This window comes from Legionella drozanskii LLAP-1 (assembly GCF_001467585.1).
GTDB classification, from domain to species: Bacteria; Pseudomonadota; Gammaproteobacteria; order Legionellales; family Legionellaceae; genus Tatlockia; species Tatlockia drozanskii.
Genome location: NZ_LNXY01000028.1, coordinates 138297 through 161722 on the forward strand (window position 1 = coordinate 138297; position 23426 = coordinate 161722).

Consider the following 23426-nt stretch of genomic DNA (forward strand, 5'->3'; position numbering starts at 1 on the left):
GATTTTAAGACCGCCCAGTTATAAACAATTTTTAGGTTTGGCTAAAGACAACATTGGCAATCCCATTTATACACGTAATTTTGACAAAGGGCTTAATGGGCTGCTCTCTGGCTCAGAGTGGATTCATTCCTCTGAGATGTCTAGATTAAATACGCTGATGCAAATCCTTGTCTTTCCCTGCGTAACTTTATTTTATTTTGGTGTTTTTGGGGTTATCTTACTCCTACTGTCCGCATTGGTTCAGCTGTACTCTGATATTTTTTTCAACCTTAAACTCCCCTTTAAAGCCTCATGCCGTCTATTGGTCGTAGCTGCAACGCCTGCTTTGGTGCTATTCTTTTTTATGCGAGGCGCTAATTTCGCTGGCCTGTCATAATGTTATCCTATAATTTATCTACTATTTTTCTCACCTCAGCTGGGGCAGAATAATGATTGCCTTTTATAACAAGGCTAGTAGCCTCAAAAAAATGCGATGCTTTACCTTTCGCCATTTTTTTTAGCCATACTAATGACAAGCCGTGACACCAGCCATTTTTTCTTCCGAATCTAATTCACGTATTAATGCGCTTTGAGTGGTAAATTTGGGGGTGACGATGTCTGACTTCTCTAAAATCTCATCCGCCGGAATGCATGGATACTCCGCTACACTTGCAAAAATAGCTCTGGTTGCGAAAGGATCCGATTGAGAGTTTATTTTGAAGATATCACCATAAGTTTTTTCTTTCTTCTCGTACATTGTTAACCTTAACTGTTATTTTAAGTGAGACATTGTGCATCGTGATCAAAATATTTGCAATTACAAGTTGAATTATAGCTTTTATTTATTTTGCGTCAGGGCGTGAGTTCCGTAGCCCTAGGCCAATAATGAACAATCAAACCTTGCGATTGGTTATTTGTATTGGGGACGAAAATAAGACCCGAGTCCCGACTCGCCTTTCAAAATTTCTTTTACCTCACTCCAGGTGTTAGGTGCGGTAAATATATTATAAAACTTATTATCGCGATGATAAGTTAAAAATGGCTTTTGATTTTCCCATTTTCGCATCGAATTAAATAATTCAATTTTATCGTTCTGGTTCCAGTTTTTGGTAAAAAATTTAATATAATCTATAAATTCAACCTTTAATTCTCCAATTTCTAAAAATTTTTGTTTTTTATCCATCGTTGATAGCTGAACAGCAGTAAATTTTGATACATACTCATCATAAATATGCTTAATGCGTTCAACTGCTTCATGATTATCCGCTCCTTTAGACGAATAAAAAGCTTCGTGCGTTTTACTATAGTCAGGTGCGTTTAATAAAAGTGGAATTGTCTCAGGAAATTTAGTTTCTCTTTCCGAAGAACCGCGCAAGTCTTCACCTTCTAAATATTTTTCTAATAAAAAAGGAAAAATTTTCGATGCAGCTTGAGCGGAGATTTTATATTCATTCACCTCATCTTCCAATTTGAGCATAATATCCTCAAATAAATGATAAATGTCATCATTTTTTTTTAGGAAATCTAACTTGTCTAATTTTTTTTGGTACCAGGCCAGCCTATGTTCAGTCGGGAATTGTTTTATCTCCCGTTTTAGTTCGGTTAAATAGATTAGTTTAAAACAATCAAGATAATTTTGTGGTGCCGGTGAGATGAGTTGTAAAGGTTTGATTGGTTTACCCATTAAAACTCGATGAATGTTATAAATTAAACTAGCTCGAATAAAGGGATCCTCCTCAATATCCAGCACCGTTATATCCCTTAAATCCAGGTTTGGAATTGAAAGAAGCGCCGAAACGCCAGGAGCTCTCGATTCTTTCATACTAATATTATGATTAGCTCCCACAAGTGCGATATATTTTTCGTGGCTTTGCGAAATAATTTCAGCGGCGGTTGGATTCATTGCCAAGGCACGTTTTTTCGGAAATTTAGTTTCACTTTTTTTGGCATAACCAGTTATGCCATCATAAGCCTCAGTGCTATCGAGAGGGGTAACCTGTATACCAAGCATTTGCGCCATTACAACCAAACCTAAATTGGAATAGGGGTTAGTCCTATAGCTATATAAAAAATCATCGGAATTTTTTCCCGCTGTAATACGATTCTGGATATCCTGATCAATTAATTCGGCTAATAATGCTCTAGGTAATAAGCCTGTTCGGAAAAATTTTTCGTATAAAACCGTTTGAGTATCATAAAATCCTAACTCAACAAATAACTGTTTGACTCCAGAGGCTGCAAGACTAGGTAGAGAAGTAACTAAAAATTTTTTATGTAAAACTTCAGAATGAGTCTCGCCAATACAGACACCTTGATGTTCCGATATTTTTTTTAGTAAATGTTCTTTTGCAGAGGAAGCCGAGTTACCGCTAATTTCAGTAATTTTATTATCAGACAAACTGTCAAAATCCAAATTTTGTAGGTCATGCTTTGCTTTGCGAATTTTATTTCTTAGCTTCACTGTGACGGGTTCTTCGCATCGCTCAAAAACAATTCCCGCTTTTTCCTGGATAAATTTTTTTTCAAAAACAGTATCTTCATTTAATGAAATGGGTTCACCTGCTTTTTTAAAATCCAATATCAGCGGTAAAAATTCTGAAATAAAAGCACTAATTTCATTTAAATTATGTCGAAAATAAATGGCATTGTGTTTGAAAACAATCGATTTTTCAAAATTATTTAAAAATCCAGCTTGTTGTAGATGAATGACTAAGGCGTCAAAAATGCTCGTAGAAGGTTCAGAACCCGGTTTAATCACATAAAGATACCCTTTATTTTTTTCTTCGCGAGCTTTCAAATTATTACTCACTTATAATGTCTTGTATAATTATAATGCATTGCATGAGATTTCGCGCCCTTAAAAACATTCAGTCAAAAAGTAGCTCAACAATAGTATCAAGCAGGTATTGGGGATTTTGCTTTGGTAACCTCGCTCCAGATATCACTGATAATTTGGAATACCCACAGCTGCAGAATTATTGTGGCGAGCTATGTCTTTTTTGTGCTAAGTTTTGAAAAAGGAGTTTATTTATCACTACCGTTGGGACAAGAATTGCAACTTCGTCAGCGCTTGAGATTATCATTGAAGTCAGTCTTTAAGTTTGCTGAAACCATACAAAGCCGGAGGGCGAAACAATGGATAAGTACATTCATGATTTTATGGCGACAACTATTGATGTTGCTGCGACCAATCCAATGGCTCCTTATGGTGCGATTATTGTTTATGATGACAAGGAAATTCTTTTGAAGGCGGTCAATAGTGCGCATATTCATCCCTTGATGCATGGTGAATTATCGGTTATCTATACATTGTATAATAATGGATTTAACGGTGATGTGAGTAAATTGAGCCTTTATACTACCGCCGAGCCTTGCCCTATGTGCGCGGCTGCGATTTACTGGGCGATGATTCCTAAGGTGATTTACGGATCTTCCATTGCATTTTTACATGGGCTGTTTGGCCGACAAATTCAGGTTGGTGCAGAAGAAATTTTGTCGAAAACACCGAATTTTTATAAATGTCAATTGATTGGTGGTGTAATGGAAGAACAGTGTAACAATCTATTTATTCAGGCAAAAAAACTCGAAACAATCTAATATTATTTTATTTAATTGGAGTCTACACAGCGCGAGAAATTGCACAAAGACTGGAGCGCTTGAAACCGGCAAAATTTTCGAGCTACTATCGCTTACTTATTCTACAAAATAGATTTTTTAAAAATCAATGGATTGCTTGGCAAAGAAATAGATCGCTCCCTTTTCTGCACAGAGAGGTGTGTTAATGTATTTGTGTCTTGGCGTCAAATTTCGCTTGGCTCTGATGGGTCTTATTACCTTAGGTGCTGTCTCGTACGTGCAAGCGAACTCTGCAAAGGTGCTTCCTAGTTTTAAGGCTGCAGCGGTCGCATACGATCCTGCATGGGGTGATCTGGATGGTAATATTGAGCGCATGGTGATAGGTGTTGAGAATGTAGCAAAGCAAGACGTGAAGCTTGCGGTGTTGCCCGAGACTGCAAATATGGGCTACATTTTCGATGATTTTGCGATGGTACGACCTTTCCTCGATACGGTACCTGGTAAAACGACCGATGCGCTTTTGAAAGTAGCGCAAAAATATGTATGTGGTAGTGGGACTGGGCGAACTAGATCCAGTGAGCGGTTTGGGTTACAACACTTCAGCACTGATCGGTCCAGAAGGTTATATTGGTAAATATCGTAAGCACGGACTAAATTCGCAAGATCAGCGCTGGACATCGGTGGGCAATGTGGGGTTTCCCGTGTTTGACACCGAGCTTGGACGGATCTCATTACTAATTTGCTACGATGATACGTATTGGCAATATGCTCGTTTAGCACTCCTACATCAAGTTGATATTATTGCATGGTCAAGTGTTTCCGATAGAGTTATGCCTGGAACACCGCCTGAGCAGGCTAAGGGAGATCACTCTACAATAGCAAGTGTTCAACATCTTTCTGCTGATACTGGAGCCTGGGTAGTAGCAGCAACGCGTAATGGGATAGAGACAAACCCAATTACTCAACAGCAGCTATATTATAACGGTGGCTCCAGCATCTGGGATCCCTCAGGCAATAAGGTTGCTCAATTACCGGTGCTAAAACCAGAAGTACTTGCCTCTGGTGTGCACGGTGTGGCAATTGCGACGATAGAGCCTGGAAAATCCGCACCAGTTCGAGAAGAGCTTCTTAAGCGTCGGCGACCAGAGATGTATGGTGTACTTGCTCTTCATCGTGCCCCTACAGATCCGACAAATGGAACGGGTCAACCTCAGTCCATAAATCTCACTATTGAAGCTGGGGATTTAACAAATCCTATTGCTAAAACTCTGTGGTCTGTTCCCAAAAGGAATGGTCTCGCTGTTTTACCAATGCTGTTTCACTATGGACCGAATTTATCTGCTGCTGAATATAAACTGCTTAGTGAGGCACAGGGTGGGCCATCGGAAAAAACTATTAGTTATCTTGCACAACAAGGAGAAGGGTACGTTGTCGGCAGTTATCCAGAACGTTCTAATGAGGGCATTTATCACACTGTCGCATTAGCTGATCCATCGGGCAAAATTATCGCTCGTTACCGTGCCACGCATCTTGGCTCAAATTCTTGGGCTATGGCTGGCGATCACTTTGTTGTAGCTCCTACCCCGATAGGGCGTATTGCTCTTGCACTCGGTGAGGAACTTTCAGTGCCAGAGGTCTATGGTGTTTATTCTGCGCTGCGCGCTGATGTGCTAGCGGCTCCTTCTGGCAGCTGGGAAAATGAAACTTTATTGCAAATCGACCCGCAGTTGTATAACACAGCTTACCCCCCTGAAACTCCTTACGCACCTTATTCTGCTGCTAAGATGGGACAACTTTGGGTGGCCGCAGCGGGATGGGGGCCGAAATCGAAACTATCTGCTTTTTTGATGGGCCCGGAACCAGTCATTGCCACTCCACCCCGTGCGGTAAACGCAGGTGAAATATTGCATGCTGAAATAACTGCACCTTGGCGCGGCACATGGATTAATCAACAACAACTTATTGGTGGTCAGCAACCATGGAATACGATGCCTCTTGTTTTGGGAAAAAACAATCCTTGTCTAACGACATGGAGTCGCGAACCAGGATGGAGTCAGACTTGTTGGTAATAGGCTTCAATGAGAGAAATTTAATAGCAGCTTATAATTAAGCTGTTATGAATAATCATTAAAGAGGGGCTTGTGGAGCAACCCCCACATACTGGGCTTTAGGAAAGCACGGCACATGATTTAAATCCCTTTATCGCAGTTAGCAAATAGATAGAGTTTTACTACTTGAATAATTTTTCAAAAACAAATTTTATCAGCCCTTTCTTACTGAAAAGTCAAGCGCCCTAAATAGGGCGGCTGAATTGAAGATTACTACAGGCTGGTTACCTAAGGGAAGCTGTGAGAATTTTCTTTTTCTTTGCCTTTTTCTCCCTCTTCTAAATCCACCTTAACTTCTTTAAACAGCGTCGGTAGTTTTTTTAGTGTTATTCCGTCTCTCTTAATCTCTTCAAATAGTGGAGTATGTGCAGATTGATCCATCGGTATAAGGTTGTCTGCAAGCTTTTTACTGGTAAAGAATGCAATTTGATATTTCGTTTGTACTCTGTTTTTAGTTTCTTGATCCGATACAGGAGCAATACAGAGAATTTTTCCATTATCAAACTCAACCTTCCCAGGCTTTGTGGGGTCCATTTGTAAGGCTATGACTAAATCTGCTAAAAAACGGATAGGCTGACCATTGACTCGAACCACACGATCACTTACACAACTTGCCCCGCTGGTTAAGGCAAAATTATCATAGCCATCGGTTTCTTCTGAGGTTAGGATGGAGTGCAGAACAACTACCTCACCGAGATCCTTACTACGTGCTAGAGTCTCAAAATCATTAAACATTGGAGGCCTTTTTGAGTTATCTATAATAACAGTGCCTCCTGCATTATAACGCGTTGTGTAGCCCTCTATCATTGCCGTTGTGCACTGAGTAAAAACAAAAGCGCCATCTTTCCCAGCAGGCTGGATATGGTATTTTATGGGTTTATCTTCTTTGAAACCAAGTAAGCGTTGACGCCCTAATTGTCGATTTAATATAACACTCAGGGTTAACTCACACAGCTCTGTGTCATCTTCTCCAAAGGTACTAACATTTGAGCACTCCTTTGGGTTTTCTAATTCTTTCTCACCTTCATTCACCGACTCAATCTTTAATTGTTTTCTTAAGACAACAAGGTTCAATTTACTGCCGTATTCTTTTCGTTGAATAAGATAACGAAAATGTATCGAATTCTCTAACTCGTCAACTTCTACATTACCGTCAGCCTGAATTAGATGTTCATCCATTCTTAGAATAATATCCCCTTTCTTTAATATATCGTATGCACAGGAGGATCTGGGTACGCCAGTAACATAGATACCCGTTAATTCTTTGCTGGTATCTTTCAGTCCTAGGGATGCACGTAGAGCAGGATTTTTTAGTGCTTGCCATTTGAATGACAAATCTGGCACCGTAACAAAATCAATAAAACCTGCTTCCTTCAATTTACCAAATTTTCTATAGGCATCGATGGTTTTTACTACTGTGATCGCAGGAATAAAATAACCCACGCTACTAAGCGAAGCAGTACCTTGAGTGACTATTCCAATACATTTTTCCACCCCAGTTTCGCTGTCTTTTATGGTTATTGGCCCACCACTGTTACCGGGATTAATAGGCGCGCTGGTCTGTACTGTTATGCCCGTAAGATCGGATAAAACAATTGTCGACATTTGAGTTCTTGAAATATGTCCCTTCGTGAAGGATAAACTCGTTCCTCCTGTAGGATAGCCATAAGCATTAACTTCGGTGCCTTTTGATTGAAAGTCCGTTTCGATTTCTAAGGCTGTAGTTTTACTTTCAATATGAGCTTTGTCTTCCTCATTTGTTGTTTCAAGAATTGCTAGATCCATTACCGGATCAATCCAACAAGCACGAACAGGCACTTGTGCGGAGCTTTTATCAAATTTAATTTTTAAATAAGTAGCGTTTACAACAGCATGGGCATTAGTAATAAGATAGATTTTATTTTTATGCGAGACTACTGTAACAGTTGCACTGGTCTGAGTAGTTTGCCCTGTAGACCATACTGCCGCATGATTGATTGTTTGTTTATTTGCTTCAAGTCTTAACGTGGAATTTACTAACAAGGTTATCTCCTTACAAGATATAATTAATGCGTAACTTAGCGAAGTACGAGGTTTAATAACTAATTTACATATAGTCCAAAAATGGCCATGATATCTTTCAAAAATTCAATTAGCAAATTATTTGGGCAGTAATTACACTTAGTTTAGATGCAGTTTAGGACTGATTTTAATAAAAATTTTTTTAATTTTGGCAAAATAGTGGTTTTCTAGCATTTATCATCAATACAAGAGAATACAAGCAATGAGAAAGTGCGCAGAGCGAATGCCGACAGGAATAAAATACATTTTAATTAAAAAGTATTTTTTGTTGTCACTGGCTTTTAGCGAATGCCCAATCGGAAGAATCATGGTTAAGGTTTACAAATTCTGACAGAAAGTCATCCACATTCTGGAAATGATCATCCCAAGTCGGCTTTTTAAAATGCTGCAACCGCATCATTTGCGCGGATCTGCAGGAGCTGTTAGGCTGCGCATAATCCATAATGAGCTCTTCCCAGCGTTTTCCATCTAGAGGATCAACGTACTCTGGTATATTACCGGCTATTTCTCGATAAACAGGTACATCACTTGCAATAACTGGAACACCTAGCGCAAGCGCTTCAACTAAGGGTAAACCATATCCTTCTATAAACGAAGGAGTTAGTAAAGCTTGACTATGATGAATAAAATTTAACAATTCAGAGTCCGCACAGCCCGAAACTTCAGTGACAACCCCTTTAAGAAAATGACAGCGGTCTAACAGGTCTAATACATTTTCACACTGCCACCCACGATAGCCAATAACGAAGAGATGAGGAGCTTTCTCCCCTAAACGTTGAGATAACTTACGCCATATTTGCAAAAGCAGTATATGATTTTTACGTGGTTCGATGGTGCTTAAAATAACAAAATACGGTTTATCGATCGGTCGCTTTCCAGAATGCCCTGAGGGGATCCCTGATGCTAATAAAGCAACTTTAGCGGGGGGCATAATTTGGTTAGTTAATTTTGCATAGCTTTTTAAATCTTGGAGGGTCGCATCAGAATTAGTAATTACTCCACCTGCAATTTTTAAAATATAATCCATTTTTTGCCGCTGTCTTAGGTCTTCTCCCGGATCACAAAATTCAGGATAGTCTATAGCAATTAAATCATGTATAAAAAAAATAGGTTTAACGTGTAACTTGCGCTTCATCCGAAAATAATCGGACTGTCCAAGCCCAATATGCCCCGTGTTGATTAAAACGGTATTTTCTTTATTTTTAAAGTTTGAAAAAGAAAGAATTCCTTGGGCAATGATCCTTGTTAAAGCTGATTTGGAGCTAGGTCCTGCTAGCCAGGTAAATAATTCTTTGGATTTCTCATGAGATAATATCCAGCTGCGTCCCCACCAACGTACCAGCGCATAAGCGCTAGATTGATAATGTTGTATATAGGCTATAGCAACGCGATCGATACCCGTCAACATCTTGCTTTTAACGCGACGACGAACTAACCGAGTAACATCAATAATAACATTCATGGAATTCCCTTTATTAGGCTCATGCAAACATAATTTGCCAGTGCTGAGCTTTCAGAATTTTAGAATAATATGTTAATTGTTGCATTAACTTAATGTGAAATAACTTTGAATAAGTAAAGGTTCAAAAAAATTAAGGCAGCAACTGATTGACTAATTGCGTTGGATTAGGGAATCGCTCACCGCACCAGCTGATATGCCAGTCAGGGCGAATTAAATAGAATGCTTTAGGATACATGATAGAAGATTTTTCTGTCTTGTAATGATTTAAATTTAGAATAAGCAAGGGCATATGTCGCCCTGCAAAAGCCGTCTCAATAGTTTTAATATCAGCCGAATCCGTTTTATTCCATACTAGTAAACTGTGATTAAGCGATAAAAAGTCATATAAACATTTTTCCTCAGTTAACCAAACATGAGGCGCAAAATAACCTGCTTTTGCCAACTTAGGATCATATTGATCGCCCTCGCTTAAATCAGTGAAGACAATCGGTGATGTATCATAGGCATCTCCCAACACTAATTTTAAATTAGCACTCATGAGTTCAGCAATTTTTTGATTTTCTTCAGCAAATTTTTCTGGCATGGTTTGCGGAGGATAAGCTTGCCGGATTGTCAGCATTTTTTTTGTATTATCGGTAATATATTCTAATTTTTGTATGGCTATGCGATGTCGTTCTATTTCATAACTATCTAATAGCTTAGATGTTGCTTGCTGTTGTAGCACAGCACTTAATTTCCAGGCTAAATTAACCGCATCGGCAACGCTAGTATTAAATCCATGGCCCCCAATAGGTGTTAAAACATGAGCTGAATCTCCCACGAGGAAGATATTTTTTTCACGAAATTGGTCTGCTATTAAAGGTTTCATATACCAAAAACCTACACTTTCTATCTTTTTTTCAAAATGAAAACCAGCTAATTGATCGAGCAAAATGGGCAAATCAAAATCGGATATCTTTGCAGTTTCTGGACAAGCAAAATCCGCTGACCATCGTTTACTACCATCGATTGCCCCTAAAGCAAAAAATTGCATTTGTAATAAATTATAATAAAAGGTCGCTTCAGGCACAGTCATTTTTGACTTAAGTTCCTCTGACTCAAATACAATTTGCAGCATTTTTTGTTCGGGAGGATAAAATGTTGTAGTGAAATTCGCTAAGCGACGTATGGTGCTGTCGGCACCATCACAAGCAACAAGATATTTTGACGATATTTGTGAGGTATTGCCCTTGTATCTAATCTTAACCCGAACACCCTTGTCATCTTGGTCAATATTTAATATTTTGCAATCTTCAATTAATTGAACACAGTTAAACTCAGATAATTTTTCGCGTAAAGTATCTTGTGTTAACCACAATGGAATACGGACATAATTTTCAGGTGATAAATCAGAATTAATAGTTTCTGACATATCATCGGTACTTGCAAAAACCTTTCCATTAAGATTTGCGCACCAAATATAGCGAATGGGATAGCCATCGCGTATCAACTTTTTCGCTTTTAACGATTCACTAATGCCCCATCGACGAAAAAATTGAATAGTACGCGGATTTAAACCTTGCGCTCTTGGATGGGAGCGATCCATCTGCTTGGATTTTTCAATAATTAATGTATCAATGCCCCGTAGACCTAGTTCAACCGCAAGACTTAATCCGGTAGGACCTGCACCGACAATGATCACATCCTTATGGTCCATTTCTGGCATCCTTTTATTAATTGAGAATAATGCATTCCACGCTAAGCAGCCGTTTTTGGTGCAGCAAATTTATGTAATGCTGACCACTCACTTGCCGCCTGTTAACCACCAGTGTACTTTAAACACAAGAATTTTAAAAAAGGGTGCTTAGATGAAGATTACGGAGATTCATATTGCGCAATTGACTATTCCATTAATTCGCCCATTTATAACTGCCGTAAGACGTACCGAATGCGTTGAAGATGTGGTAGTAATAATTAAAACCGATAGTGGCAATCTGGGTTATGGTTCAGCAGCTTCAACTCCCGCCATCACTGGAGACAGTACGGAGTCTATTATCACTGCAATTAAAACCATTATTGGTCCACCGTTAATTGGACGAAGTATTTCTGAATTGAATTTATTACTCCAAATGAATAACCAGGCTATAGTAGGTAATACTTCTGCAAAAGCGGCCATCGATATCGCATTGCATGATTTATTTGCTCAATACTGTGGCTTACCTCTTTATAAATTGCTGGGAGGTAATAGGAACAGCATTAGTTCCTGTATTACGCTAAGTGTTAAAGACATTGACGCTATGGTGCAGGATGCTATTGACTTAGTCCATCAAGGTCACCAAACACTAAAAATAAAATTAGGATTAAATCCGATTGAAGACATCCAGCGCGTCCATGCTATTCGTCAAGCCGTAGGCAAATCCATCACTTTACTTGTCGATGCCAATCAAGGATGGTCTTATGAAGATGCCTTAAAGGTTATTGATTCTTTGAAACAACAGCAGTTGAATATCGCTTTGGTCGAACAACCTATTAGTGCTCAAGATCTATTGGGCTTAAAGGCTATTAGTGAAAAAGTTGATTCTCTAATCATTGCAGATGAGGCTTGTTTTTCTCCGGAAGATACTCTAAATATTGCAAAAATTAATGCTTGTGATGGCATCAATATTAAGTTGATGAAATCGGGTGGCATTGCGAATGCTCAAGCGATTTATAATATTGCTAAAACAGCACAAATGAAAATAATGGTCGGCTGTATGCTGGAATCACCCATTGGCATTGCTGCTATAGCCAGTTTTGCTTTAAGTAAGCCTGATATCTTCTATGCGGACCTTGATCCTATTTATTTGATTCGAGACAATTATATTCTTGGCGGAGCACAACTTCTTGGCAATAAAATTATTTTGTCAGATAAACCTGGTTTAGGAATTGAAGGCATTAGCCAAGGATTAAATCAGATTGGAGTGATCCATTAATGTCTTTTTACATTCAGTTAGCCAGTTTATCCATCATTGTTCTTTATGCCGTCATGTTATTTCGCAATGTTGATCCCTTAGTAGCAACTGCGCTCTGTGTTGGACTGGGCTATTTGTGGAATCTGAGCAGTCCAATTGCTATCGGAAATTCTATGGCCGATGCTTTAGGCTCATTCATGGCCTTAGTGGGCTTTATTATCATGCTAGGCCATGGCTTAGGTGAGGTCTTAACGCATACTCAGGTCAGCCATACTTTGGTGCACAAAATTGTTTATGGGATTGGGGTTAATACTCAGCGACGTGCCAAAATTGGTATTGTGCTTTCATCGTTTATCATTGTAGGTTTGCTTGGCACCTTGGCTGGAGGATTAGCTATTTTAGCACCCAGTTTACGCCCTATTGCAGGTTCTGTTGGATTATCACGCCCCAGTTTGGCTGTATTAATGCAGGCTTCAGCTGAGGAAGCTTTAATCCTTGGGCCTTTTGCCCCTCCAGTAGTGGCTTTGCTGGGTGTTACTGGATTAAATTATGAAACCGTACTTCTTTATGCCTCTCTTCCAGTGGCCCTGGTCACTTTAATTACTACATGGTTTATGGCTAACCGATTACAACGAAAGTATGCGAATGAATCATGCGAAGATGAGGACTGCTCAGAACCATTTGTTCCCAATAAACAACAAAAGCGCGCGACATTGCTCTTTTTAATCTCTTTTATGGCTTGTGTAGTCTATGGCTTAATGGCTCAGGCAAAAACCAGTTATGTTATTTTTGTCATGCTATTTCTAGCGCTTATTACGGGATTGGCGAATAAATTAAGCTTAGATCAAATTTTTAAATTGTTAGTTAAGGGAATGCGAAAAAGCCTGCATATTTTCTTTTTGTTTATTTTATTTGATCCTTTTATGGTTTTAATTCATCAGGCTGGAGGATTTAGTGCATTAACAGAACTAGTAACTCCATTAATTAATTTAGGTGGAAAACCGGTATTATCAATGTTAATTGGCTTCACTGGCGCTTTTGGCATGCCAGGCGCTGCAGAAGCAACCATTAAAATGTTGCATCAACTCTTTTTGCCTAGTGTGCTTCAGATGCAATTGCCCATGATAAGTTTCGCTTTGTGCATGATCTTTGCGACCCGTGTTACGAATTATGCCTATCCTGGGGCTAATATGTTTGCTGCAATGGGTTTTGCTGGAAGCAAAAATGTCAAAGCAATGATACAAAACGGACTAGCAGTGACTGGGATGCAAGTTTTGTTTCTAATTGTCTATAGCTTATTCCTTTAATTCTAAGACAGAATCAAAAGTGGGGGTGAATAAAATTTAAACATCCTGTAAAATGGTGTGTTTTAATTTACCTAATTGAAAAGGTAGTATGCCTACAAATTTAACTCTTTTGCCGCATAATAATACCATCTTAGTCAAAGATATTACTCAGAAACTTCATTATATTCAGTTAATGCAACAACTGGTTGAGCATTTTATCACAGCCATAAATTGTTTTGAGAGTAATATGCTTTCAAGTTTTGATGCTCAAGTAGGGGAAACGCTCTGCCAAGTGCGTGCTTACAAAATTTATGCATTGAAAGCTTATACTTCAGCTCAATTTTCTCTGAGCTTAAAACAGCTAAAGAAACAATGTACTATGACAAATGAGATTTTAAAAGGCGAAGAAAAAAATTATCAGTATTACATCGCTCATAATAAAAATTTAAGGCCGGAATCAGTTCGAGCACAAGTCACTCTAGATCGTTTTTTCAAAGAAATGGGTTGTTTTTTTACGATTTCTGAAGATGCCCTTTTTTTATTTTTATCTTATTTTTTATGCGTGTACCATATTGTTGATAGAGAGGAAATACCAATGGCTATTAACTATCCGGTCATTGCTGAAACAATAAAGTTATCTCGAAGTTATTCTAAAAAAGTAGGTCATTATTACCAAAAACTACTTTCCGAATTGTCTTGCCAATTCATTTTTAATCTTTTAGATGAGCTACCCCAAAAACAGGAACTAAGAAAAATTCTTCGTTGTTTGCACCGACAATCTGATGAAGGACGAATGGTGCTTCCTTGTTATAGTGTCACTGAGATCATTGTGCTTCATATGATTCGGAACAATGCCAACTTAGCTTTTGTGGTGGATATTCAATCGGAAAATGATAAAGAGCGGTTCGTTTTTCCATTTCAAGGATCAGTAGATTCAGATGATTTTGAGCCTATGCTACAGCTTAAACCTTACGAGCCCTGTGTGGTTATGAAGGGAAGCTGTCGCTCTAATAATTTAACTCAATCTTCTTTGTTTATTAAATTACGTTCTGTAGGGATCAAAAATATTCTTTTAATCAATAATGCAGCACATCCACAGTATTCGGGAGAAACTTTAAAAGAATACAGAGATAATCCTTTTCAAACCTTAATTCAACTATTTTCTAATGAGCTTTCACCTTTTGAACAATTCATTACACAAAAATTGTCTTCTGAATTAATTGAAAAGAAACAATTGGCTTACAAGCTAGGTTGTACCATTGAGAACCAACGCTTATTTTTGTTAAAGCATATTTTTTGTAATTCGCTTGCTGAGTATGAAATTTCAAAATTTCCGTTAATGCTAATCAAGTCAAAAGAAAACCTAATAAGAAAGTTTGTATAGAACTTAAAATAAGATTTACCTCCAAATTGACTATTATTAATTTATTAAAATAGAAATTTCGTGAGCAAATGGACAGATGTCAACTGTTTACAATTTTCGAATCACTGGTTTCAATGCTTCCAGGATTGGCTTATTTGATCGATCGAAAAGGTATTTATCGAGCGTGCAATTCCCAGCAAGCAATCTTACTTGGTTTTGAAAGCCCAAATGAAATTATCGGGAAGAGCAATGATACGCTATCAAGTTTGGCTAGCTACCCAGAAATTATAAATCTTATAAATCGAAATAATCAGAAAGTGTTTGAATGCGGAATACCTGAACAATTTAGCGAACCTATTTTTACTCTCAACAGACAATTTTTTCTAGCCGATTACTATAAAATACCAATCAAAATTAACGATAAAGTTACAGGTCTAATCGCAATCTCCTTTCCTGGATCAGGAGGACAGGAATATCAAAAATCAGAAATTACATTAAAGCACATTATTGATAATTTACCCGAGCATGTTTATTGGAAAGGTATAGATGGAAATTATTTGGGTTGCAATTTAATGCAAGCTTATGACTTGAATCTTAAGTCACCCGAAGAAATAATCGGTAAAACTGATTATGACTTATCTCCCAAAGATAAAGCAGACGCTTTTCGTGCAATTGATGAGAAAATTTTTAAAGAAGGAAAATCTATTGATACCGAAGAAATAATAGAAAAAAAGGGGCAGAATGTGGTGGTTTTATCTAAAAAAATTCCTCTTTATGACGATAATAAAAAACTCATTGGCTTGCTTGGAATTTCTTTTGATATCTCTGAACGTAAAAAAATGGAAGAGTCTTTAAAAAAATCGCAAATCGCTGCGGAAGTAGCAAATCAAGCAAAAACCGAATTTATTCGAAACATGGAACATCAGTTAAGAACTCCATTTTCAGGAATGTATTCAATAGTTGAATATTTAGCCAGAATAGAGACAGATCCTGAAAAGAAGGAGCTTCTTGAAGTGACTTATCAATCCGCGGAGGAATTTCTTGAGCTTTTGAATGATATTCTTGATTTTAGCCGAAATCAAATTGAAAGCGAGCCAATACTGGCTAAAAAATTTGACCTTGATAAAACACTAGCCAAAGTAATTAACTTAGAAAAGCCTACTGCTTCTTTAAAGCAGATTCAATTAAACTATTTATTTCCAGCCAAAATCCCCCGAATTTATATGGGGGATCCTCGAAGAGTTACCCGAATTCTCATTAACTTGTTAAATAATGCCATTAAATTTACTGAGCAAGGCCAAGTTACGGTTCAAGTAAAAGTGCCCAGAGTTCAAAAAAAATTATGTGTGGTCCAGTTGATAGTTAGAGACACTGGCATCGGAATTACTGAAGATAAACAAGCCTATATCTATCAAAAATTCTATCGCCTTCATCCTGCGAATCAAAACAGATATAAAGGAGCAGGCCTTGGCCTTTATATTGTTAAAGAACTATTGGATGATTTAGACGGTGAAATTGAAGTAGAGAGTGCACCTGGAAAAGGTTCAATCTTTATTTGTACTCTGCCTTTGAAACGCCCTTTATTAGATGATTTTGTTGATTAAGAATCTAACTCTCTTCTTGCGAAATAGAAAATCATCTACAATAAAATTAGATCAGTATGCCAAGGAAGATAAATGCCAAATTCTCTACATGTACTTGTAGTAGAAGATAGTCCTGTAGCTCGAACTGTAGCAAAACTACATTTCACAAAGTTAGGTTGCTCTGTTGATACTGCAGAGAATGGAAAAGCGGCCTTAGAAAAAGCTCTTAATACAAAATATAACGTCATCTTGATGGATATTGGTTTAGGTGAAGGACCAGATGGGTTTGAAGTAACTTCAGAGATAAAAAATAATAGCGGCATTAATCAAGCAACTCCAGTCATTGCAGTAACTGCTCATGGAGAGCCTGAGTATACGGATAAAGCTATGGCTTGTGGTATTGAGCGTTATTTTAATAAACCCTTTACTCCTATTGCTGCAAAGGAAATCATCGATTATGTCAATAATAAATATCCCATGGGTAAATAATTTAAATCATCAAAAATCCCTCATTTTCAATGAATTGTAGTTTCTAAAAAACCTAACCTAAGGTAATTTATTTGCAGCTGTAGGGGGAGCCTTGGATCTAAGGTTGACTTACTAAATTTACTGCTTTAGAGAGTGTGAAGACATGTGTCAATGGTTGATGGCAAAGATTTATGACAATATGATGCGAGATGCCGAAGATAAATGCTTAAAAGATTGGCGTCAGCAATTGTTGCAAAATATATCTGGCGATGTGTTGGAGTTGGGTTGTGGGACGGGGGCTAATCTTGAGTTTTATCCAGATGCTGTCCAGCACTTAGTTCTGATTGAACCCAGTGTTCATATGCGAAAGATCTTGCAAGCGAAAATAGCCGATAGTAAACATGCTAATGTTGCGATATTACAGGACAAAGCTGAGTTTATTTCTTTACCAGATGCTAGCTTTGATGCGGTTGTATGTACATTAGTGTTGTGTTCAGTTGATCATTTAGAAAAAACCTTATCTGAAATTCATCGTATTTTACGGCCTCAAGGGAAGCTTTTTTTCATTGAGCATGTTGCTGCAACAAATAATCTTAAGCGATATAAATGGCAACGCCGCTTAGCATTTATCTGGAAATGGATTGCAGCAAATTGCCATGTTACTCGTAGAACAGAACAATCGATAGAAAAAGCGGGTTTTGAAATCATTGATATTCAACATCAAAGTATAAGAGGTGTCCCACCTATTGTACGGCCTAGTATCCGCGGTATTGCTGTACGATCTTAGGGGCTAAGATAGGAAATCTCATGGGGTTTGTTTACTTCCTAGAGGATTATCTCTTTAAATTTTGGGTTGTAGAAGATGCACTTGAACGGTTAACGGAGACGTAACATAGGGCGCCGGTCGCTAATCTATAATCAATTTAAAATTCCTCAGGCAAGTTTGTCTTAACCTGACTCCTTATTGTGATAAATAAAGGTAATGATGGCGGAAGATAAGGCCAATATTACTAACAAAAGGAAAGCAGCTTCAAAGCGTCCGGCTATTGAAATGATAACCCCCGTTAAGGTTGGAGCTAGAAATCCTGCGATGGCAAAAATTGCGTCCATAATACCAAGCGCTGAACCGGCCCATTCCTTGGCAATGTCAATGTTGACCGCATAATAAGAGGCATTAGCGCTTAATACGAAGCCGACAGCTAAGGAAATAAAAATGAGAGCAATAAAAATATTGTGCGTGGAAAAAATAGGAATAATGCATAAAGCTGCTAATAATTGAGAAATAAAAATTGGATAGGAACGTGAGAGGCGTAAGCTACTTGTTTTCTTAAAGATGTAATCGGACAGCGTACCTACCCCCCACATCATAAGTGCTCCTAACAACCACGGGGCTATTGAATATAAACCGATTTGTTTTAAATCGAGATGGTATTTTAGGTTCAAATAGCGTGGAAGCCAAGTCATGAAAAAGAAAAGGTAATAGCCAAATACAAAAAAGGCCCAATTATTAGCGGCTAGTGTTTTGTTGAGAAATAAAAATTTCCAAGTTATTTTGCTGGGGGCTTGAGCGTTGGTTACCGTTTGCTCATTTAAATAGCTCAACTCAGCTTGGTTAATATAAGGTGAATCCTTAGGGTTATCTTTAAACAACCAATACCATAGAGGAAGCCATAAAATAGCTAATAATGCTAAAAAGTAATAAGCACCTCGCCAAGAAAGATGCAAAATGAGCTGCGATACGATTGGGCCGCTAAGTGCTAAAGAAACAGGGACAGAAATTAAAGCCATGGCCAATGCACGATTGCGTTCTGTTTCTGAAAGCCAATCGCTAATTGCTCTCGTTAGAGCAGGGAAGTTTGGACCCTCGGCGATGCCCAAAATAACTCTCGATAGAAGAAGCATGAAGAAACCTGTAGCCATACCAGTAAGAAGTGAAGCAACGCCCCAGAATAGAATGGATATAGCTAAAGTTCGCTTAGCTCCGAATTTATCAGCGGCAATACCCCCTAAAAAGGTAGTAATGACATAACCTATCCCAAATATTCCCAAGGCCAAGCCAATTTCCGGGTCGGTTAGGCTGAATTCTTTTGCAATACTATCAATTGCATAAGAAAAAGAGGCACGATCCACATAGTTAATAAAGGTGATTAAAAATAAGATGGAAACAATTACCCAGCGAAAATTTGATCGATTTTGTTTCATATAACGCTCATCCCCGAGCTCTACTCATTAATAGTTGCCCAATCCTTTTATGGTGGCAATATCTTAGCATTTTATTGTTTTCTTTAAATGAAATTGTCGACCTATTCTTAAACTTTTATCAAGTAATAGTGAGTTTTGAAGATCTAATCATCAAGCTAAGATAAAATCCGTTCGGGCTATGAGAGCCCGAACGGTTTACTTAATCAACGCCACCAAGATTAAGAGACGGCGGTTATTTGAAAGTCGTGCACATTAGCCAAGACGCCTTTTTCCCATCCTTCAGCGACCAGCTCGCTAGCCCTATTTTGTAATTCAGCGGCTACTTTACCTGCAAAATGTGTTTTTAGAGCATCATGATTTGGAAACGTATCAAAGATTGCAAAAGTATCGCTATTCGTTTTTAACGCAAGCCACAAATAAGTATTGGGTTCGGTTTGATTAATAACCTCAGCAGCCTTCTTTAAAAACTGTTCAAGCTCTTGGCTTTTACCAGGTGCCGCTTTCAATACAATATAGGCCGCATTTTTTGCGCTTAGTACTTTTTTCATGGAAAAATTGTTAGTAGCAATAATGTCAAAATTATTCACATTCTGTAACACCCCTTGCTCCCAGCCATCTTGCACCAAATGCGTCGCATTAGCTTTTAATGCAGCAGCCACTTGACCTGCAAAATGTTGTTCTCTTCCTTTTTCATTTAAGAAAACGTCGAAGATGGCAAAATTATTTTGTTCTTTTAGAGCAAACCATATTGGCGTGTTGGGTTCAGTTTGACGCACAAGGTCAGCCCCTTTTTGCAGAAAATGTTCAAGTTCTAATTGAGTTTCTGGTTTGCTTACTAATTTTATGTAAGTGGCTTTTTTAATTGTGTTTGTATTAGTCATAGTTATTTTACCTGCTTAGTTAGAAGTTATTAATCCTAAAGTTAGGGCTGTTGTGCTCAATAGATGTTCAAGTTTCATCATTTCTCCAAGGTATATCTACTAGTAGATAGATAAGTTATATAAAAAAATTAAAAAGTAGCTTTTATAAATTGCTTCACTGTCCCAATATAAGAAAAATCATCATATAAGCGAGACAAAAGTAATCCGCCTTCCAATTGCACCAATAAATATTTTGATAAATTCTCATTTGAAACGGGCAAATTCAACCCTTCAATTTTCGAATTTTCTTCCACTAATACTTCGTTGATCCATTTATCTAAGCTGTTAAAAAAAAGGCGTACCTTTATTTTTACCTTTTCCGGTAAAGAAACAACATCGGATGCAAGCATGCCTCCCAAACACATTTTCATGTCATTATTTAAGGTGACCGAAATGACAAGGTCCACTAGGTTCAATAACTTTTGCTGTAAAGACAGAGAAGCATCAACTTTCAATTCATTTAATGAAAAGGTTAAGCGCTCCAATTGCCATTCAATCACTGCAACCGCTAAATCTTCTTTAGTTGGATAATAATAGTGAATACTGGATGTTTTAATTCCTACTACAAGGGCAATATCTTTGTAGCTAAACGCGTTATAGCCCAGCTTTTGGATTAAGCTTTCTGCAGTATTCAGTATCTTTTCTTGCATCGTTGTAAGTTTCATAACTCAGCATTCTATCTACTAGTAGATAAATAGTCAAATGATTTTTACTACTATTTTGTGCCTAGTCAGTTTCTTAAGTATTTAAGCATCAGTTATGCTATTATTTTGCTTTAAAGTTAGTTGCTCATGAACGATGAAATTAAAATTTTTTTTTGCTAGTTTATTAGTTAGTATCCAAGTTATCGCAGCTCCTCGTTTTATTGCTGCTGAGCCAAGATCTTCGACCCATTATGATATTAATGCCCCTGTTTTGTGTAAAACTGCTACCGAAACACTCGCTTATCTAAATAAAGGTAGTCAGTATGATCCTCGTGTTATTCACGGTGGCAAAGTGTTTACAGTGCCACTTTCGCGAGTCAAAGCCACTCTAGCATTTATATGCCAACATCAAACAGAACTGCAGGATCCTGCTTTTGTAAAAAAACATTTTGATTTTGTTCGCTGGTATCCCGATCTTGAGCAAACCAAATTACTCAGAGTAGGTAAACCATTAATCGCTAACTTACCCAATGACAAGATTTTAATGACTAAATATTATGTTCCGCGCGCTAAAGTATTGGACCGTTCTACGGCTACCCATCCTTATGCGTTGTACGGGCTGCCGAGAGATGAGGAAGCGCTAACGCTTGAAGAAGCGGATGCAAAGCCTGGGCTTATTCGTTTCCAATATGGTAAGCAGGCAATATTAAATGGCGCATTGGCCAATAAAAATATTCCGGCTTTAGCCTATTTAAAGCGAGATGACTTAGAGGCCGCATTAATGCAAGGCACAATTGTGGCCGATTTTCCTAACCGTCAGTCAAAAACTTTTAATGTCCATCGTTGTAACAAAGTTCCTTACGATAAAGCGAAAAATCCTTACAAACAAGAGCGCTACTGGTATTTTAAGCCAGTAGATGGTATCAAAGGATATGGTAAGGATGCTGACCATAAAATCACTGTTGATAGCGAAGTCACCTTTGCCGCGGATCTGGAACAGTTTGGTCTGGGGAAACTGCTGATGGTGCAATATCCCGATAAAACAGGAAAAATGATGACGAAAGTAGGCGTGTTTGCGGACACGGGTGGGGCTTTTCAGAATAATCAATATCAGGTAGATTTTTTATCAGGCAGCTATACGAGCAGCGATGCTTTTTATCAGGCAAACAAAGATTTGCCTAATTACGTAATGGCTTACTTTATGATTTTAAAAGAATAATATGAAAATTTTGATAGCTTCCTTATTGTTGATCAATTCACTGGCGCATGCGTTTTCTTGCTATGAGCCGCAGGTTATTCATCAAGCTCCGATTAAGTTTAATGAAGAAAGGATTGCGTTAACGCGGCAATATCAATTAACTCATTATGGAATTGATTCCCAGTCAATTGAAATCGAGCCGAAAATGATTGTCTTGCATTGGACAGGTATCCCCACTTTTGCAGCGACCTTCCGTGTTCTCGACTCAGCTACTTTTCCGAAAAATTCACCGCGAATAAAAGAATTACCAGGATCTTTAAATGTTTCCGCTCATTTTTTAGTTGATCGTGACGGAAGTATCTACCAACTCATGCCTGAAAATTGGATGGCAAGACATGCCATCGGTCTAAACCATTTTGCAATTGGTATTGAAAATGTGGGCGGGGTCGATAGCATAGACGACTTAACCGATGCGCAGGTCAAAGCAAATGCTTTTTTAGTTTGTTATTTAAAAAAGAAATATCCAGAAATAAAACAGGTGATTGGTCATAATGAATATTTACGCTTTAAAAATACACCGCTTTGGCTCGAGCGAGATCCTAATTATCAAACCGACAAATATGATCCAGGTCCCACGTTTGTTAATAGGGTAATGAAATTAGTCCATTCGAGTAAAGCCCAATTAAATTAAACGGGCTTACCTGAACTCACAAGTGATGTATCCCAGTGAGCAAGTGCAGCGCCTGCTTTGTAAGTTGATTCCAAGAATATTAATAAATCTTTTTCTGGTGTTTTAGATTTTTGTAGGTCGTCATAGTCAAGAATAAATAAGCCCATGCTCTTATCCCAGCGTGCTGAAGCAGGTTTGATTGCACTGTTTTCAATCCCTTTAGGCTGTGGGAATGTAAATGAATAATAGGCCGGACGAGGATAGTTCGCGTTGCCACTCCACCATCCAGCCTCAACTTGAGTTTCATTCATGGCATTTCGGCGAATGTATCCCGCGTTAGGTCCTTCGGTAGAAACCGCAACACCTTGATAGCGCGCATCTCGTAAATCAAACGTTCCCCACATAAAACCTATGGGCGGCGTTTTGCCAGTAAATTGAGCATGATATTGCTGCATAATCCGATAAGAACTCACTAAAATTCTCCACCAGGCATTAGCGAGATCCCGATTATAGCTTTGTTGTTCTGTGTCTTCATTAAAGGGGATGGGATGGGGGACTTCCTGCGGCAGAGGATTTATTTCTATAGTTATACCGGCCTGAGAAAGCAGTTTAAATAGGGCTTGAGTAAACTCTGATACAGACATGGATGTTAAATTTAATTCTCCCACAAATTGCCAACTCGTTGAACAAACGACTTTGTGAGCGATGAAATCAAGATCTATCGTAAAAACGCCCGTGCGATAGGGAATAGGACCAGTGGTTAAACCACGGGCATTTAGCCAAAATGGAACATTAGCCCATTGCGGCTCAAACGGAGTGGTTAATTTTAATTTTCCAATCAGCTGCATGCCCATATGTAATAAATGGGATGTCGATTTGAACTCCTTATAAGGTAGCTGAGGCCAAGCTTCATGGTTAGATTGCTGTAACATATTAGTACACTTCCTTATGTGTTTGATTTAATAATAGACATAAT

General features: G+C 38.2%; 19 protein-coding genes and 2 pseudogenes. 12 read left to right on the forward strand and 9 right to left on the reverse strand.

The window, feature by feature from the left end:
- A pseudogene (locus Ldro_RS16620) lies at positions 1–376 on the forward strand (DUF1189 family protein); the annotation flags it as partial.
- Between the two features lie 129 nt (positions 377–505).
- Here the strand turns inward: Ldro_RS16620 and Ldro_RS13225 are convergent.
- On the reverse strand, positions 506–736 hold the full coding sequence (locus tag Ldro_RS13225; RefSeq protein WP_058496896.1) for a hypothetical protein: 231 nt from the start codon (positions 734–736) through the stop codon (positions 506–508).
- A 153-nt stretch (positions 737–889) separates the two neighbouring features.
- A complete protein-coding gene (locus tag Ldro_RS13230; RefSeq protein WP_058496897.1) occupies positions 890–2788 on the reverse strand; it encodes a membrane-targeted effector domain-containing toxin in 1899 nt (632 codons plus the stop codon).
- A 326-nt stretch (positions 2789–3114) separates the two neighbouring features.
- On the opposite strand from Ldro_RS13230, the gene Ldro_RS13235 reads away from it, so the two are divergent.
- The 3 genes and pseudogenes from Ldro_RS13235 to Ldro_RS16830 all read left to right on the forward strand — a co-directional run bounded on the left by Ldro_RS13235 (position 3115) and on the right by Ldro_RS16830 (position 5624).
- Entirely contained in the window at positions 3115–3576 is a 462-nt protein-coding gene (locus Ldro_RS13235; protein WP_058496898.1) for a nucleoside deaminase, read from the forward strand.
- A gap of 352 nt (positions 3577–3928) precedes the next feature.
- Positions 3929–4571, forward strand: a pseudogene (locus tag Ldro_RS16825) (carbon-nitrogen hydrolase family protein); the annotation flags it as partial.
- A gap of 132 nt (positions 4572–4703) precedes the next feature.
- Positions 4704–5624, forward strand: coding sequence for a carbon-nitrogen hydrolase family protein (locus tag Ldro_RS16830; RefSeq protein WP_338011199.1), 921 nt, complete (start codon positions 4704–4706; stop codon positions 5622–5624).
- 267 nt (positions 5625–5891) lie between these two features.
- On the opposite strand, the gene Ldro_RS13245 is transcribed toward Ldro_RS16830, so the two are convergent.
- The 3 genes from Ldro_RS13245 to Ldro_RS13255 all read right to left on the reverse strand — a co-directional run bounded on the left by Ldro_RS13245 (position 5892) and on the right by Ldro_RS13255 (position 10882).
- Positions 5892–7685, reverse strand: a complete 1794-nt coding sequence (locus tag Ldro_RS13245; protein WP_058496899.1) for a S1C family serine protease — start codon at positions 7683–7685, stop codon at positions 5892–5894.
- Between the two features lie 310 nt (positions 7686–7995).
- Positions 7996–9186, reverse strand: coding sequence for a glycosyltransferase family 4 protein (locus tag Ldro_RS13250; protein WP_058496900.1), 1191 nt, complete (start codon positions 9184–9186; stop codon positions 7996–7998).
- Positions 9187–9316: 130 nt separating this feature from the next.
- The gene (locus Ldro_RS13255) at positions 9317–10882 is read right to left on the reverse strand and encodes an FAD-dependent monooxygenase (protein ID WP_058496901.1); all 1566 of its coding nucleotides are present in this window, start codon (positions 10880–10882) and stop codon (positions 9317–9319) included.
- Positions 10883–11033: 151 nt separating this feature from the next.
- Here Ldro_RS13255 and Ldro_RS13260 point away from each other — a divergent pair, with 151 nt between their 5' ends.
- From Ldro_RS13260 to Ldro_RS13285, 6 genes are all read left to right on the forward strand, one after another.
- Entirely contained in the window at positions 11034–12137 is a 1104-nt protein-coding gene (locus tag Ldro_RS13260) for a dipeptide epimerase (protein ID WP_058496902.1), read from the forward strand.
- Positions 12137–13423 (forward strand): Na+/H+ antiporter NhaC family protein, encoded by a 1287-nt coding sequence (locus Ldro_RS13265; protein ID WP_058496903.1) that lies wholly within the window; start codon positions 12137–12139, stop codon positions 13421–13423. The genes Ldro_RS13260 and Ldro_RS13265 overlap by 1 nt, the downstream gene beginning before the upstream one ends.
- Before the next feature lie 88 nt (positions 13424–13511).
- Positions 13512–14786, forward strand: a complete 1275-nt coding sequence (locus tag Ldro_RS13270; RefSeq protein ID WP_058496904.1) for a hypothetical protein — start codon at positions 13512–13514, stop codon at positions 14784–14786.
- A gap of 134 nt (positions 14787–14920) precedes the next feature.
- Positions 14921–16369, forward strand: coding sequence for a PAS domain-containing sensor histidine kinase (locus tag Ldro_RS13275; RefSeq protein WP_162263978.1), 1449 nt, complete (start codon positions 14921–14923; stop codon positions 16367–16369).
- 72 nt (positions 16370–16441) lie between these two features.
- Complete coding sequence (locus Ldro_RS13280) at positions 16442–16837, forward strand: response regulator (protein WP_058496906.1); 396 nt, start codon at positions 16442–16444, stop codon at positions 16835–16837.
- 142 nt (positions 16838–16979) lie between these two features.
- Positions 16980–17603: a class I SAM-dependent methyltransferase gene (locus Ldro_RS13285; protein ID WP_058496907.1), complete on the forward strand. Its 624-nt coding sequence runs from the start codon at positions 16980–16982 to the stop codon at positions 17601–17603.
- Positions 17604–17764: 161 nt separating this feature from the next.
- On the opposite strand, the gene Ldro_RS13290 is transcribed toward Ldro_RS13285, so the two are convergent.
- The 3 genes from Ldro_RS13290 to Ldro_RS13300 all read right to left on the reverse strand — a co-directional run bounded on the left by Ldro_RS13290 (position 17765) and on the right by Ldro_RS13300 (position 20603).
- Positions 17765–19018, reverse strand: coding sequence for an MFS transporter (locus Ldro_RS13290; protein WP_058496908.1), 1254 nt, complete (start codon positions 19016–19018; stop codon positions 17765–17767).
- Between the two features lie 218 nt (positions 19019–19236).
- On the reverse strand, positions 19237–19899 hold the full coding sequence (locus tag Ldro_RS13295) for a putative quinol monooxygenase (protein ID WP_058496909.1): 663 nt from the start codon (positions 19897–19899) through the stop codon (positions 19237–19239).
- Between the two features lie 128 nt (positions 19900–20027).
- On the reverse strand, positions 20028–20603 hold the full coding sequence (locus Ldro_RS13300; protein ID WP_058496910.1) for a TetR/AcrR family transcriptional regulator: 576 nt from the start codon (positions 20601–20603) through the stop codon (positions 20028–20030).
- 133 nt (positions 20604–20736) lie between these two features.
- Between Ldro_RS13300 and Ldro_RS13305 the strand changes: the two genes are divergently transcribed.
- Both Ldro_RS13305 and Ldro_RS13310 read left to right on the forward strand, forming a co-directional pair.
- Positions 20737–21801 carry a hypothetical protein gene (locus Ldro_RS13305; protein WP_058496911.1) on the forward strand — a complete coding sequence of 355 codons (1065 nt, stop codon included), beginning with the start codon at positions 20737–20739 and terminating at the stop codon, positions 21799–21801.
- A gap of 1 nt (position 21802) precedes the next feature.
- Positions 21803–22471 (forward strand): N-acetylmuramoyl-L-alanine amidase, encoded by a 669-nt coding sequence (locus Ldro_RS13310; RefSeq protein ID WP_058496912.1) that lies wholly within the window; start codon positions 21803–21805, stop codon positions 22469–22471.
- Here Ldro_RS13310 and Ldro_RS13315 read toward each other — a convergent pair.
- Positions 22468–23382 (reverse strand): DUF5996 family protein, encoded by a 915-nt coding sequence (locus Ldro_RS13315; protein ID WP_058496913.1) that lies wholly within the window; start codon positions 23380–23382, stop codon positions 22468–22470. The two genes, Ldro_RS13310 and Ldro_RS13315, sit on opposite strands and share 4 nt — an antisense overlap.
- Between the last annotated feature and the right edge of the window lie 44 nt (positions 23383–23426).

Bases quoted from the DNA above. Each gene is read 5' to 3' on its own strand.
- Ldro_RS13265 (WP_058496903.1), top strand. From the start codon at position 12,137: ATGTCTTTTTACATTCAGTTAGCCAGTTTATCCATCATTGTTCTTTAT.
- Ldro_RS13290 (WP_058496908.1), bottom strand. From the start codon at position 19,018: ATGAAACAAAATCGATCAAATTTTCGCTGGGTAATTGTTTCCATCTTA.
- Ldro_RS13225 (WP_058496896.1), bottom strand. From the start codon at position 736: ATGTACGAGAAGAAAGAAAAAACTTATGGTGATATCTTCAAAATAAAC.
- Ldro_RS13285 (WP_058496907.1), top strand. From the start codon at position 16,980: ATGTGTCAATGGTTGATGGCAAAGATTTATGACAATATGATGCGAGAT.
- Ldro_RS13305 (WP_058496911.1), top strand. From the start codon at position 20,737: ATGAAATTAAAATTTTTTTTTGCTAGTTTATTAGTTAGTATCCAAGTT.
- Ldro_RS13235 (WP_058496898.1), top strand. From the start codon at position 3,115: ATGGATAAGTACATTCATGATTTTATGGCGACAACTATTGATGTTGCT.
- Ldro_RS13250 (WP_058496900.1), bottom strand. From the start codon at position 9,186: ATGAATGTTATTATTGATGTTACTCGGTTAGTTCGTCGTCGCGTTAAA.
- Ldro_RS13315 (WP_058496913.1), bottom strand. From the start codon at position 23,382: ATGTTACAGCAATCTAACCATGAAGCTTGGCCTCAGCTACCTTATAAG.
- Ldro_RS13310 (WP_058496912.1), top strand. From the start codon at position 21,803: ATGAAAATTTTGATAGCTTCCTTATTGTTGATCAATTCACTGGCGCAT.
- Ldro_RS13270 (WP_058496904.1), top strand. From the start codon at position 13,512: ATGCCTACAAATTTAACTCTTTTGCCGCATAATAATACCATCTTAGTC.
- Ldro_RS13300 (WP_058496910.1), bottom strand. From the start codon at position 20,603: ATGAAACTTACAACGATGCAAGAAAAGATACTGAATACTGCAGAAAGC.
- Ldro_RS16830 (WP_338011199.1), top strand. From the start codon at position 4,704: ATGTATGGTGTACTTGCTCTTCATCGTGCCCCTACAGATCCGACAAAT.
- Ldro_RS13260 (WP_058496902.1), top strand. From the start codon at position 11,034: ATGAAGATTACGGAGATTCATATTGCGCAATTGACTATTCCATTAATT.
- Ldro_RS13295 (WP_058496909.1), bottom strand. From the start codon at position 19,899: ATGACTAATACAAACACAATTAAAAAAGCCACTTACATAAAATTAGTA.
- Ldro_RS13255 (WP_058496901.1), bottom strand. From the start codon at position 10,882: ATGGACCATAAGGATGTGATCATTGTCGGTGCAGGTCCTACCGGATTA.
- Ldro_RS13280 (WP_058496906.1), top strand. From the start codon at position 16,442: ATGCCAAATTCTCTACATGTACTTGTAGTAGAAGATAGTCCTGTAGCT.